The organism is Leisingera sp. G5_S3_59_S7, from assembly GCF_054968485.1.
In genome coordinates this window covers 45787-58726 of sequence record NZ_JBQKUH010000006.1, presented here as the reverse complement: position 1 = coordinate 58726, position 12940 = coordinate 45787, and the positions used below count along the sequence as shown (strand labels likewise).

The window sequence follows — 12940 nt, the reverse complement described above, 5'->3', positions numbered from 1 at the left end:
GCCGTTTATTGCCGCGCGACGAGAGCGGCGCCTGGCGGCGGTGGCTTCCCCTTTCGGCGGCAAAGCCGCCTGCCGGGCAGCTGGGCGGGGATATTTTTAGCCAGATGAAGATCCGGATCCTTTATTCATCTGGCTGCAAATATCCCGGGGTGATTTGGCCGAAAGGCCAAGAGGGGCAGCGCCCCTTCTCCAAGGCGGTTCAGCGGACAGGTGCGAGCCGCGCGTCCTTCAATGTGCAGTCCTTGATCACATCGCGCCCGCAGGGCACCGGGTCAAGCGCCTTGGACAGGCAGATGCGGGCCTCCTGGATGGCGCCGTCGCGGCAGGTGATGGTCAGGCTGTCGCGCGACAGGGGAGGGTTTTCCTTGAGAAACGCCTCCTCCACCACCGACGCGGGCAGGGTGACGGTTTTGTCCAGCTTGCGGAAGACGGCGGGGCGGGTGACGCGGGTGTAGGCCTCGCGCATCAGGCTGTAATACTGGCGGGCGCTGAGGCCCGCGCAGGTGCCGTGTTTCTTCCACTGGTGCCAGGCAAGGCCTGCGCTGCCCATGATGTCCGCCATCTGGCGGCTCATCGCGCGGCTTGGCGGCGCCTCGGCACTTCGGCAGTAGCTGGGCCAGCCGCGGTGGTATTGCGGCCAGAGCCCGTGCAGGGTCCAGCCGTGGTCATGGCGGGCATCGCATTGGTCCGCATTGCGGGCATCGCCCTCCTGCGCGCACCAGTTCGGCGACCAGCTGAGCGCCAGCACGTAGTAGTCGAACTCTCCGGCCGGTTCGCCCTCTGCCGCCGCAAGCGTGGCAAAAGCCGCCAAAACAGCCGCCAAACCCAGCAATAACTTGCGCATTGGCCTCTTTCCTTATGAAATCAAGCTGACTATATAGGGCAGAAGTTCCCCGACAACGGAAACCTGCCCCGCACGCCGGGGACGCCCTTTCAGGCGGCGGGAGAGATGTATCCGGGGATCAAGGTGTTTTAAGGAGATGAGCACATGGCAAAACCGTTGATGGCCAAGGCAACCGCCGTGTGGCTGGTGGACAATACCACGATCAGCTTCAAGCAGATCGCCGATTTCGTGGGCATGCACGAGCTGGAGATCCAGGGCATCGCCGACGGCGAAGTGGCGGTGGGCGTCAAGGGGTTTGACCCGGTGGCCAACAACCAGCTGACCCAGGACGAGATCGACAAAGCGCAAGCCAACCCGCTGCACAAGCTGAAGCTCAAGTTCAACCCGGCCGCGGCCGGCGAGGAAAAGCGCCGCGGCCCGCGCTATACTCCGCTGTCCAAGCGCCAGGACCGTCCCAACTCTATCCTGTGGCTGGTCAAGTTCCACCCGGAACTGAGCGACGGCCAGATTGCCAAGCTGGTGGGCACCACCAAGCCGACCATCCAGTCGATCCGCGAGCGCACCCACTGGAACATCGCCAACATGCAGCCGATCGACCCGGTGGCGCTGGGCCTGTGCAAGCAGTCCGAGCTGGACTCTGCGGTGCAGAAGGCCGCGGCCAAGAAAGCTGCCGAAGGCGGCGTGATGAGCGACGACGAGCGCCGCAAGCTGGTCTCCACCGAGCAGTCGCTGGAGATGGAAGCGGAGCCGAAAATCCCGAGCGCCATCGAAGGGCTGGAAACCTTCACCCTGGGCGGCGGTTCCTCCGACGAGGAAGAGAAGAAGGAAGAGGATATCCTCGACGCCGACAGCTTCTTCAACCTGCCCTCTGGCGGCGATGACGAGGACGACGAAGAAGACACCCGTCCCTGATTCCGCCAGGGGACTTTGCGTCCCGGTTTCGGAAAATCATTAAAAAGCCGCAGATCCGGTGCTCCGGATTTGCGGCTTTTTCTGTTAGAATTGAGTCTCAAGGTTACAAGATGTTGACTACGCGCCGCTGATTTGCGCAGCATGATGTTGCGGGGTAATCGTGTTCCAGGTTGCCTGCGGTCAGTGAAGTCTGGGTGCGCCCTCGCCAAGAAGGGCGGTTTCCCGCTGTGTCAGGGACGAATGTTAATGAGTGTTGCCAGCAGGCGGGTGCAGGACGCCAGCCTGCACGGGGATGGCAGGAGTACAAAATATGGACGCATCAGGCGTGCCGCCGCTGGGGGACAGCTGCGGCTTGAATCTGGGGGCGCTGGCAGGCTTGCACGGGCTGGAGTTCTGTCAGGAATTTGCGGGGCAGCTGGCGCAGGGAACTGGCGCGGATCTGGTCACTGTTGGCGAGCTGACGGTCCGGGAGACCCCGCGCATCAGAGTGCTGGCCAGCAGTTTCGACGGGCTGCCGCTGGGCGATTTTGAATATGACTTGCGCGGGGCGCCGTGCTGCGATGTGGTGCTGAGCGGTGAGCCTCAGGTTTACCCCGGCCGGGTGGAGGAGCTGTATCCCGAAGGCGGGATGTTCGTTGAGGAAGGCCTCCAGAGCTATGCGGGCGTTGCCCTGAAGGATCCTGGCGGCGCGGCGTCCGGCCTGGTGCAGGCTGCCTGGCGCGAGGACATCGGCGACGGTTTGGCGCAGCGGGCCGTGGCGGTGATGCAGCAGTTTGCGCCGCGCCTTGGCGCGGAGATTGCGGGCCTGCGGCGGCTGGCAGCCCTGGCGGCGCTGGCAGAGGGGCCGGGCAGCACCTGTCCGCGGGCGGCATTCCGGCAGATTGCGCGGGAACTGCAAAGTGCGCTTAGGGTGCGGGCGGTTTTCATTGCCGGTTGCAGTGGGGGCAGGCCGGACCGCTGCCGGGTGCTGGCGTGCTGTTCCGGCGGCCGGTTGTTGGATGCGGCGGAAGGCCGGGCCGTGCGCTGTGACCCGACCGGGAAGCAGGTGCCGGGTGGCTGGGAGGCCGTTCAGGTGCCGGACGGTCTGCGGCAGATAGTGCAGGCATTGGCGCAGACCCGGCCCCTGTCATTGAAATACTGTCTCGGTTTTCCGCTGCGCGATGCGGATGGCGCGGCGGCCGGCTGGCTTGGGCTGCTGCATGACCGCGACATCGCGACGGATGTGCTGGAGCCGGATCTGATGGCGCTGGCTGCCGCCCGCACCGGTCTGGAACTGCGCCGCCGCGCCGCGGAGCAGCGCCGCCAGCAGGCGGAGGCGGCCCAGCTGGTCCGGCACAAGGCCGAGAGCCTGGGGCGGCTGGCAGGGGCCCTCGCGCATGAGTACAACAATCTGCTGGCGTCGATGCAGGGCAGGGCCGAACTGGCGCTGGCGCATCTGGAGGTCGCACATCCTGCGCAGCAGCATCTGCAGGCGGTGGAGGAAGGGCTGCGCGCCTCGGCCGGGCTGGTGCGGCAGCTGACGGGCTTTGCCAAGGGCACCAACGGCCCGGCGCCTGCGCCGTGCGACCTCAACGCGGTTGTGCAGGAGGCGCTGGCACTGGTGCCCCTGGACTGCCGGAAGGGCAAGGCGGTGGTGCTGGATCTGGCCGAGGGCGTCCCCGCGGCGCATCTGGACCAGGAGGAGGTGCGCCAGCTGCTGCTGAACCTGCTTCTGAACGCCGCGGAGGCCATCGGCCCTGGTGCCGGCACCATTACGGTGAAGACCCGGCGCACCCGCCTGGACGCTCCGGAGCGGCAGCGGCTGCTGAAGGGGCGCCGGATGGCGGCGGGCGATTGCCTGCTGCTGGAGGTCAGCGACACCGGCGGCGGCATGCGGCACGACATGGTCACCCGGATCTTCGACCCGTTTTATACCACCAAACCCGGCGGCCGCGGCCTGGGCATGGCGGTGGCGATGGGGATCATCAGCCGCCATCAGGGCGGGCTGGCGGTGGAGAGCCGCGAAGGGGCGGGCAGCGTCATTCGCTGCTATTTCCCGGCTTGTGCCGCGGCGGCAGAGGCGGTGGAGCCGCCCGCGGCAGCGCGCAGCGCGGCGGTTTGGCGGATCCTGGTGGTGGATGACGAGGACACCGTGCGCCGGGCGGTGGCGGGGCTGCTGCAGCTGCGCGGCTGCGAGGTGGCGCAGGCGGATGGATATGACGCGGCGCTTGCCTTGCTGGACTCGGAAGGGCCGTTTGACGGCGCGGTGATCGACATGAGCATGCCGGGGCGCGGCGGCTGGGAGACGCTGGCCGGCCTGCGGGCGGCGCAGCCGTGCCTGAATGCGGTGATGATGAGCGGCTGTGCCATCAGCGCGGCAGAGGCGGGCTTTCCCGGACTGGCGGATGTGCAGGTGCTGGACAAGCCCTTTACCAAGGAAAAGCTGTATAAGGCGCTGTTCCGCTAGGGCCGGTGCGGGCAGAGGTCGGGGCTCCCGCGCCTGCAGCTGCCCCTGACGGGGCCGCTTGGCAGCCTTGGGCCCGGCGCCGCGCTGGCGCGCGGCGCGGCAGCCCCTAACCGGCGGCGGCGTGCTCCAGCAGCCAGCTGCGGACCCGTTCGATCCGGCTGGTGCCGGCCTTGGCCTGCGGGGTCAGCAGGTAATAGGCGCTGGCAGGGATGCAGCTGTGCGGATGGGCCTGGATCAGCGTGCCGTCGTCGAGTTCGCGGCGCACCAGCAGCTCCGGCAGTATCGCCGCGCCGTGGCCGTATTTCACTGCGTCGATCAGCATTTCGAACTGGCTGAACAGCGGGCCGGTGGGCCGGACGGGCAGCGCCTCGCCCAGATCTTCGAACCATATCTGCCAGCTGAGCGGGCGGGTGGTGTGCTGCAGGGCCGGGTAGTCCAGCAGGCTGCTTGCCGCCCGTACCGGGGTGCTGAGCAGGCCGGGCGCGGCAACGGCGATCAGCGTCTCCGGCATCAGGAAATCGGCGCGGAAGCCCGGCCAGGGCGGATCGCCCTGCACGATGGCGAGATCAATGAGGCTGGCATCCACCTGCGCATTGTCGAGATAGGTGATGGTGTTGACCGTCAGCCGCGGCTGTTCCCGGGCCAGCTGTGCCAGATGCGGCATCAGCCAGCGGCTGCCGAGCGTCGGATAGGTGCCGATGTTGAGCGCGCCATAGGGGTTATCGCGGGTGCGCAGCCGGTAAAAGGTGGCTTCCAGAGCCTCCAGCTGCGGCGAAAGTTCCTCCAGCAGCATATGGCCCGCCGCGGTGAGCTGCACCCGCTGCCGGTCGCGCTTGAACAAGGTCTGGCCGGTCTGCGCCTCCAGGCTCTGGATCTGGCGGCTGAAAGCGCTTTGCGACAGGCTCATGGTGCGGGCGCCCTGGGCAAAGCTGCCGGCGCGGGCGGCGGCCTCGAAACAGAGCAGGGCAGAAATGGGCGGGATTTTGCGGCGCATGGGAGCACCCTGCCAGTTGTTGCATTTTTTGCAATACAGATTGCAAAATCCCGGCTTTTTTCGCGGGCAGAGGCCTGCAACCATGGCGCCAAACGCATCATCCCTCACGATCAGCACGACAAACAGGAGCGCGCCGCATGACTTTTGTACCGCAGATCAATGATGCCGATGTTGAGGCTGTTACTAGGGCCATGAAGACGATGCCCGACACGGCCTCGGTGGCGGGCTTTGTGCCCGGACCTGGTATCCAGCGGCTGGAGCTGACGTTCGACCTCAAGCTGCTGCAAGAGGCGCTGGAGGAGTGCCTGAAGCGCGAGGACTTTATGGGCGGGATGCAGGATCAGGGGTTTGCCGCGCTGCCGCTGACCCGGCGGCCGGGACAGTCCGAGTGGACCGCAAATGATCTGTCCGGCCGCTACTGGCTGCGTGCCGATGACCGTTATGTGGAAGAGCCGCGCGAGGATCTGGTCCCGGAGGTTGAGTTTTCCGAGTTCAATCCGAAGTTTGCGGGCACCTATTTCGAGCATGTGCACAGCGAACTTGCCAAGCGCTTTCCGATCGGGCGGACGCGGGTGCTGTCCAAAGGGCTGTACAACTGCAACTCCTGGCACCGCGACCCGGAGCCGCGGCTGCATATCCCGGTGGTGTCCAATCCCGGCTCATTGTTCGTTGTGAATCATCACGTTACCCACTTGCCAGCCGACGGATCGGTCTATTTCACTGACACCCGCGGCTATCACACCGCATTGAACGGGGGAGAAACCCGGCGCGTGCACATCGTGGCGGCGCTGGCCTATGAGCAGGTGGCGGCATGAGCCAATACACTGGGCTGGCAGGGATGGGGGCTGATGCGCCCCTCTGCGATCTGCGCAGCGATACGGTAACGCGGCCCGATGCGGGCATGTTGCAGGCGATGGCCGCGGCAGCGCTGGGCGATGACGTTTTTGGCGAAGACCCGTCGGTGAACCGGCTGGAGGCGGTGCTGGCCGAGCGTCTGGGCAAAGAAGCGGGTCTGTTCGTTCCCACAGGCACGATGAGCAATTTCACCGCGATGCTGGCCCATTGCCAGCGCGGCGAGGAGGTGATCTGCGGACGCGGCTATCACGTCTATGCTTATGAGGCGGCGGGGGCCTCGGTGCTGGGCGGGATTGCGCTGTGCCCGGTGGCGGTGCGCGGCGATGGAGCGCTGGACCCGGCGGAGATCCGGTCGGCGCTGCGCGAAGATGATCCGCATTTGCCCATCAGCCGTCTGGTGTCGCTGGAAAATACCCATAACGGGCTGGCGGTGCCGCTGGCGGAAATGGCGGCTGCGGCCGGGGCCGGGCGCGCGGCGGGCTTGTTCGTGCATTTGGACGGGGCGCGGTTCTTCAATGCGATCACCGCGCTGGGGTGTTCTGAAACGGATTTGGCTGGGCTGGCGGACACGGTGTCGGTCTGCCTGTCAAAGGGGCTGGGCACGCCTGCGGGGTCGGTGCTGGCGGGGCCTTCGGACCTGATTGCCAAGGCGCGGCGCTGGCGCAAGATGCTGGGCGGCGGAATGCGGCAGGCGGGCGTGCTGGCGGCCGCCGGGCTTTATGCGCTGGAGCACAACGTGGCACGGCTGGCAGAGGATCACGCACGGGCCGCAGAAATGGCCGGCGTGCTGCGGAGCTTAGGCACGGGAGAGGTGGTGCAGGCCACCAATATGGTGTTCTTCACGCCGGCAGATGAGCGCAACGACGGCCTTCGGGCGCATTTGGCGGCTGATGGCGTGGTCATTGGCGGCGGCAGCTCCGGTGCCATCCGCATCGTGCTGCATAGGGACGTTGACGACGCTGCGCTGGCGCGGGCGGTTCAGGGGCTGAAAAGCTTCTACGGCTAGCCGCAGGGGCCGGAAAAATGCAAATTTTGCGGCCAAAATTCTTTGAAGAACTTTTCGCCCGGCGGCGCCGTCAGATTTCCTTGCGCGCGCTAAGGGCGGCAGAGATGGTGCCGTCGTCGAGGTAATCGAGCTCGCCGCCGATCGGCACGCCTTGGGCCAGGGAGGTCAGTTTCACCTGCCCCTGCAGCTGGTCGGCGATGTAATGGGCGGTGGTCTGGCCGTCGATGGTGGCATTCAGCGCCAGGATCACTTCGCTGATGTTTTCGGTGGCGACCCGGTCCGCCAGCCGCGGGATGCGCAGATCTTCCGGACCCACCGCATCCAGCGCTGAAAGGGTGCCGCCCAGCACATGGTAGCGGCCTTTGAACACGGCTGCCCGCTCCATCGCCCAGAGGTCGGCCACATCCTCGACCACGCAGAGTTCGCCGGTGGCACGTCTGTCGTCTGTGCAAATCGGGCAGATCTCGCTGGTGCCGACATTGCCGCAGTTGAGACATTCCCGCGCGGTGGCAGCCACCTCGCTCATCACATCGGCCAAGGGTGTCAGCAACAGCGCCCGCTTGCGGATCAGATGCAGCACGGCGCGGCGGGCAGACCGCGGCCCCAGACCCGGCAGCTTGGCCATCAGGGCAATCAGGTCTTCGATGTCGCTGGTGGAATTCTTGATCATGCCGCAGGCCCTTTGGTTCCTTGCCATATAGGCCACCCGGGGCTGGGGAGCGCAAGGGCCGGCCGGTAAAATGTTCGGGGTTTGTTTTACTGCCGTCCGGGGGTAAGGCTTGGCATGGCCGGAGGAGGGATCACAATGGGAGGTGCCGCAGCGCATACGGAAAACGGCACCGGGCCGCTTCGCTTTGCCCGGCTGACGGAGGTGCCGCCGCAGGAGCTTGCCCGCCATATGTCCGACCCGCGGATGGCGGACCATATGCCCTTGCTGACTGGGAGCTGGGATGAGGCCGCTGCCAGGGAATTCGTCGCCGCCAAGGAAGCCTGCTGGCAGCGCGACGGGCTGGGCCACTGGGCCTTCCTGCGCGGGGATACGTATCTCGGCTGGGGCGGCTTCCAGAAAGAGGGGGAAGAGTGGGATTTCGGGCTGGTACTGCGGGCGGACTGCTTTGGCCTTGGCCCTGCCATTGCCCGCAAGGCGCTGGAATTTGCCCGCGCGGATGCGCGCATCCCCTATGTTACCTTCCTGCTGCCGCCAACACGCCGCCACCTGCGCCCGCTGGCACGGCTGGGGGCGGTACAGACCGGGGAGGTGCAGTACGAAGGCCGGCGCTTCCTGAAGTTCCGGCTGGAGACGGGCTGAGGCGGGCAAAAGAAAAGGCGGCTCCAGTCGGGCCGCCTTTGCATAGGGAAATGAGTGCCGCTTAGAACGGCAGCTTGATGTCCTTGGGCAGGCCCATGCTTTCGGTCAGCTTGGTCATCTCTTCCTGCGCCTTTTCAGCCGCTTTGGCCTGAGCATCCTTGATGGCGGCCAGGATCAGGTCCTCGACCACTTCCTTGTCGTCGCCGTTGAAGATCGACGGGTCAATGTCCAGTGCCTTGAGGTCGCCCTTGGCGGATGCAGTGGCCTTGACCAGGCCTGCGCCTGCTTCGCCGGTGACCATGACATTGTGCAGGTCTTCCTGCATCTGGGCCATCTTGCCCTGCAGTTCCTGTGCCGATTTCATCATCTTGGCCATGTCGCCAAGACCGCCGAGGCCTTTGAGCATCTGTCTTCTCCTAAGATTCCGGTTTGGGGGACAGATACGGGGCGCGGGGGCGCGAAACAAGGGGCAGGATCATCTGCGCGGAACAGTTTAGCGCTCTACCGCCCGGTCGACAGGCCAGGCAGCGCCCGGCCTTCCCGCTGATACGGCGCTAGTGCGCCCGCCTGAGGTTAGGCGCTGCCCTGGATTTTTTGCATCACCCGTCCTCGAACGGGTCCCATTCGTCCTCCACCTCGGGCAGGGCTTCGGCGGCGACCTCTGCGGTCAGTTCCTCAGGCGTGCGGATGCGCTTGATCTTGGCCTTGGGAAAGCTCTCCAGCACGGCCTGCACCAGCGGGTGCGCAGTGGCTTTCTCACGCAGGGCGTTTTCTGCGGCGTCGCGGACCTCGGCAATGGTGGGCGCATCGCCGTCAGGGGCAATGGAGACCACCCAGCGGGCGCCGGTCCAGTTCTGCAGCGCTGAGCCGAGCCGGGCGGCGAGATCCTTGGGCGCTTGGGCCGCCGGGGTGAATTCGATCCGGCCCGGCTGGTAGGAGACCAGTCGCACGCCGCCTTCGACCTCGACCAGCAGTTTCACATCGCGGTTGGTGCGGATCAGCTCGACGACATGTTCGAAGGTGGGATAGCGGGCCAGCGCGGAGCTGACTTGCGGTGCCAGCGCCATCATGGTGCCGCTGCCGCCATGGGCCACGGGTGCGCCGCCGGCCGGACCGCCTTGGGGACTGGCGGGTCCGTTGCCGCCAAGTGCCGGGGCGCCCATGCCCTGCATCGGCACACCGCCGCCGGGACCGGGGGGCGGCGGGGGCGGGGTGTCCTGCAGCTTGCGGATCAGTTCCTCGGGTGAGGGGAGGTCGGCCACATGGGTGATGCGGATCACCGCCATCTCGGCCGCCATCATGGCGTTGGGGGCGGCGGCGACTTCCTCCAGCGCCTTGAGCAGCATCTGCCACATCCGGGTGAGGACGCGCATCGGCAGGTTCTCGGCCATTTGCTGGCCGCGGGCGCGCTCGTCCGGGCTGACGGTGGGGTCTTCGGCGGCGTCCGGAGTGATCTTCACCACCGAGACCCAATGGGTGATCTCGGCCAGATCGCGCAGCACTGCCAGCGGGTCGGCGCCCTCTGCATACTGGCCTGAAAGTTCTGTCAGAGCCGCTGCCGCGTCGCCGCGCAGGATCATGTCCATCAGGTCCAGCACCCGGCCGCGGTCGGCAAGGCCCAGCATGGCGCGGACCTGATCGGCGGTGGTTTCGCCCGCGCCGTGGGAAATCGCCTGATCCAGCAGCGAGGTGGCATCGCGGGCGGAGCCCTCGGCGGCGCGGGTAATGAGCGCCAGCGCGTCCTCGGCAATTTCGGCGCCCTCGGCGGTGGCGATCTTGCGCAAGAGGGAGATCATCACCTCCGGCTCGATCCGGCGCAGGTCGAACCGCTGGCAGCGCGACAGCACCGTCACCGGCACCTTGCGGATTTCAGTGGTGGCGAAGATGAATTTCACATGCGCGGGCGGCTCCTCCAGCGTCTTCAGCAGCGCGTTGAAGGCGGAGGTCGACAGCATGTGAACTTCGTCGATGATATAGATCTTGTAGCGGGCGGAGGCCGCGCGGTACTGCACCGAGTCGATGATTTCGCGGATGTCGTTCACGCCGGTGCGGGACGCCGCGTCCATCTCCATCACGTCGACATGGCGGCCTTCCATGATCGCCACGCAATGCTCGCATTTACCGCAGGGATCGGTGGTCGGGCCGCCATTGCCGTGTTCGCCGACGCAGTTCATGCCCTTGGCAATGATCCGCGCGGTCGTGGTTTTGCCGGTGCCGCGGATGCCGGTCATGATGAAGGCCTGAGCGATGCGGTCGGCGGCAAAGGCGTTTTTCAGCGTCCGTACCATCGCGTCCTGGCCCACCAGGTCGGCAAAGGTCTCGGGCCGGTATTTGCGGGCCAGAACCTGGTATTGGGATTGGCCGGTGTCGCTGGGGGTATCGTTCATGATGTCTCGTGCCGGATTCGGTTTGCGGGGCGCCCGCGTTGCGCGCAGGGTATTGAAGCGCAGCCCGTTCGTCCACCGCAGAAGGGGGCAATGCGGAGCAGCAAAAGGGCTTTGGCATTGCGTGGTTAACGGTTAGGCTGCAAGGGCGGGGCAACGCGGGGGAACGCAGGAGCGCAGCGGCTAAGGAGGCGGTATGCGATCTGAAGAAACCTCTGAGCCAGCAGCGCCGGACGAGGCGGCGCAAGCGGGGCTGACCATCCACGCGCTGTCTGCGGGCGGCGGCATTCTGGCGCTGTGCCGGCTGCCGGGCGCCGAAGGCGACTACCGGGGCGACCTGATCCAGATCTATCAGTGGAAACCGGGGCTGGTGCTTTCGATGACCACCGAGGCTGAGCACGTTGCCGCCGGGGCGCCGCGGCTGGGAATTGATATTCAAAGCATGGCGAGCCGCTGGCTGCATCTGCCGGTTCCGGATTTCGGCACGCCGCCGCCGGCGGTGGCGGCGAAGTGGCCGGCGGCCAGCCGGTCGGCGCGGCAGGCGCTGGGCGGCGGCGGCCGGGTGCTGGTGCATTGCCGCGGCGGCTGCGGGCGCTCCGGCATGGCGGTGCTGCGGCTGATGATCGAATGCGGCGAGGATCCGGTGCAGGCGCTGGCGCGGCTGCGGTCAGTGCGGCCCTGCGCGGTGGAGACCGAAGCGCAGATGGACTGGGCCTGCGCGGGACAGGTGGCAGGTTAGATCGAGTAACCTTTCGCCCGGCCGATAGGCCGGGCGCAGCCCTCAGAGCCCGGATAAATACTTGCTCACAGCGCCATCATCTGTTCCGCCTGCCGCGCCTCCGCCGACTTCGGCAGCGCCTCCATCAGCGCGCAGGGGCGGGCGTCCAGGCGGGAGGCGGCAAAGCCGGTGCCGTCGCGGCTGAGGATTGCATCGGCGAACCGGTCCAGGCCTTCGCGCGGGGCGTCCTCACCCACACCGCAGAACAGCCGGATCCGGTCGTGGCTGGCCACGAACTGCGCCGGGCAGTTGCGCGGGCAGCCGTCCAGCGCGGTGGTGCCGGTGATCTCAAAGTCGTCCTGGGTCAGCGGCTTGGCCTTGGTCATCGCCTCGGCCAGCTTGGCGATCATCCGCTCTGCCGCCGGGCAGGGTTTCCCGAGGTATTTGCAATCCGTTGCCGCATAGAAATGCGTTGTGTCCGTCCACATCATATCTGCGCCCTCCGCGCGTGGTGCGGGGAGTTCTGGGGACAAGAGACCGGATGAAAATGCGGGAGACCCGCGGTGCCATCAGACCCTGTCCGGACACCCCGCCCGGGTTCGAGTTACACGTTTGATGGCAGGTCTCCTGACTTGCGGGTCGCAGCTTTCCCGATCCTTCCCGGCCTCGTATCAGACCAGTGGCTCTATCGGGGTCGCTCGCCGCTTACAGTTGCGGGGGCAGTCGCGGAGTTGGCCTTGCCTGGGGCGGGGCCGCACCGTGTTCCCTTTTCATCCCGGACACAAGATTCTGTGGCGCGGGAACCATCACCACAAGCGGTAGCGGTTCGCCTGCCGAGTCGTCAATCGTTTTTCTGCATCTGCATCTGTGTGTGCAGGCCGCGGATCACGTCAGAGTCGCGCCGTACCCGGGCCAGCTGCCAGCCGCCCTGCAGCAGGATATAGAAGTTCTCTGCGGCTGCGCGGGCCTCAGCCCGGGGCAGGCCCAGGCGGTGGGCTTGGCGGGCGGTGGCGGCGATCCAGCTTTCGAACAGGTCCGCGGCGTGCTGGCGGAAGGCGTCGTTTTCCGGCCCGGCGAACAAGGTCGCAGAGACCGGGCAGCCGCTCCATCTGCCTTGCTTGTCGAAGAGTTTTGCCAGCTTGTAGCAGACCGTCTTGGCCCCGGCCGGAAAGCTGGGGGCGGGGCCGAAGGCCGCGTCGATCAGCGCTAGCATCTGGTCCGAGGCCCATGTGGCCGCCGCCAGCGCAAGGTCGGACTTGCCGTTGGGGAAATGGTGGTAGAGCGATCCCTTCGGCGCTTCGGCAGCGGCCAGAAGCTCTGCCAGGCCGGTGCCGGCGTAGCCCTTTTCGCGGAACAGGCTGGCGGCGGCGCGGATCAGCCGCTCCCGGGTCGGGGCCGGGCTGCCGGGGGGCGGGCTGGCTGTCGTCACGTCAGTCATGGCGGTAGCTTGACAGTATTAGACCAATTGGTCC

General features: G+C 66.5%; 13 protein-coding genes and 1 riboswitch. Of the genes, 6 read left to right on the top strand and 7 right to left on the bottom strand.

Going from position 1 to position 12940, the window contains the following annotated elements:
* Positions 1-199 precede the first annotated feature (199 nt).
* The gene (locus ACTRWG_RS05175) at positions 200-844 is read right to left on the bottom strand and encodes a ribonuclease T2 family protein (protein ID WP_027235251.1); all 645 of its coding nucleotides are present in this window, start codon (positions 842-844) and stop codon (positions 200-202) included.
* 144 nt (positions 845-988) lie between these two features.
* Here ACTRWG_RS05175 and ACTRWG_RS05170 point away from each other — a divergent pair, with 144 nt between their 5' ends.
* Together ACTRWG_RS05170 and ACTRWG_RS05165 are read left to right on the top strand one after the other, a co-directional pair.
* A complete protein-coding gene (locus tag ACTRWG_RS05170; protein WP_027235250.1) occupies positions 989-1756 on the top strand; it encodes a DUF1013 domain-containing protein in 768 nt (255 codons plus the stop codon).
* Between the two features lie 310 nt (positions 1757-2066).
* The gene (locus ACTRWG_RS05165) at positions 2067-4202 is read left to right on the top strand and encodes a two-component system sensor histidine kinase NtrB (RefSeq protein WP_462829056.1); all 2136 of its coding nucleotides are present in this window, start codon (positions 2067-2069) and stop codon (positions 4200-4202) included.
* Between the two features lie 106 nt (positions 4203-4308).
* Here ACTRWG_RS05165 and ACTRWG_RS05160 read toward each other — a convergent pair whose 3' ends face one another.
* Positions 4309-5196 (bottom strand): LysR substrate-binding domain-containing protein, encoded by an 888-nt coding sequence (locus ACTRWG_RS05160; protein WP_027235248.1) that lies wholly within the window; start codon positions 5194-5196, stop codon positions 4309-4311.
* Positions 5197-5333: 137 nt separating this feature from the next.
* On the opposite strand from ACTRWG_RS05160, the gene ACTRWG_RS05155 reads away from it, so the two are divergent.
* Entirely contained in the window at positions 5334-6011 is a 678-nt protein-coding gene (locus ACTRWG_RS05155) for a hypothetical protein (RefSeq protein WP_036797221.1), read from the top strand.
* Positions 6008-7057 carry a low-specificity L-threonine aldolase gene (ltaE, locus tag ACTRWG_RS05150; RefSeq protein ID WP_084299516.1) on the top strand — a complete coding sequence of 350 codons (1050 nt, stop codon included), beginning with the start codon at positions 6008-6010 and terminating at the stop codon, positions 7055-7057. Before ACTRWG_RS05155 ends, ltaE begins: the two co-directional genes overlap by 4 nt.
* Positions 7058-7127: 70 nt before the next feature.
* Here the strand turns inward: ltaE and recR are convergent, their stop codons facing one another.
* Positions 7128-7727: a recombination mediator RecR gene (recR, locus tag ACTRWG_RS05145; RefSeq protein WP_027235246.1), complete on the bottom strand. Its 600-nt coding sequence runs from the start codon at positions 7725-7727 to the stop codon at positions 7128-7130.
* Between the two features lie 135 nt (positions 7728-7862).
* Between recR and ACTRWG_RS05140 the strand changes: the two genes are divergently transcribed.
* Positions 7863-8366 carry a GNAT family N-acetyltransferase gene (locus ACTRWG_RS05140; protein WP_027235245.1) on the top strand — a complete coding sequence of 168 codons (504 nt, stop codon included), beginning with the start codon at positions 7863-7865 and terminating at the stop codon, positions 8364-8366.
* Between the two features lie 61 nt (positions 8367-8427).
* Here ACTRWG_RS05140 and ACTRWG_RS05135 read toward each other — a convergent pair whose 3' ends face one another.
* Positions 8428-8772 (bottom strand): YbaB/EbfC family nucleoid-associated protein, encoded by a 345-nt coding sequence (locus ACTRWG_RS05135; RefSeq protein ID WP_027235244.1) that lies wholly within the window; start codon positions 8770-8772, stop codon positions 8428-8430.
* Between the two features lie 193 nt (positions 8773-8965).
* Complete coding sequence (locus tag ACTRWG_RS05130) at positions 8966-10753, bottom strand: DNA polymerase III subunit gamma/tau (RefSeq protein ID WP_027235243.1); 1788 nt, start codon at positions 10751-10753, stop codon at positions 8966-8968.
* A gap of 193 nt (positions 10754-10946) precedes the next feature.
* Between ACTRWG_RS05130 and ACTRWG_RS05125 the strand changes: the two genes are divergently transcribed.
* Positions 10947-11489, top strand: a complete 543-nt coding sequence (locus ACTRWG_RS05125) for a protein-tyrosine phosphatase family protein (RefSeq protein ID WP_027235242.1) — start codon at positions 10947-10949, stop codon at positions 11487-11489.
* Positions 11490-11554: 65 nt separating this feature from the next.
* Here the strand turns inward: ACTRWG_RS05125 and ACTRWG_RS05120 are convergent, their stop codons facing one another.
* Positions 11555-11959, bottom strand: a complete 405-nt coding sequence (locus tag ACTRWG_RS05120) for a hypothetical protein (protein WP_051357768.1) — start codon at positions 11957-11959, stop codon at positions 11555-11557.
* Positions 11960-12068: 109 nt separating this feature from the next.
* Positions 12069-12291, bottom strand: a riboswitch (cobalamin riboswitch).
* 18 nt (positions 12292-12309) lie between these two features.
* Positions 12310-12906 carry a TetR/AcrR family transcriptional regulator gene (locus tag ACTRWG_RS05115; RefSeq protein WP_027235240.1) on the bottom strand — a complete coding sequence of 199 codons (597 nt, stop codon included), beginning with the start codon at positions 12904-12906 and terminating at the stop codon, positions 12310-12312.
* Positions 12907-12940 lie beyond the last annotated feature (34 nt).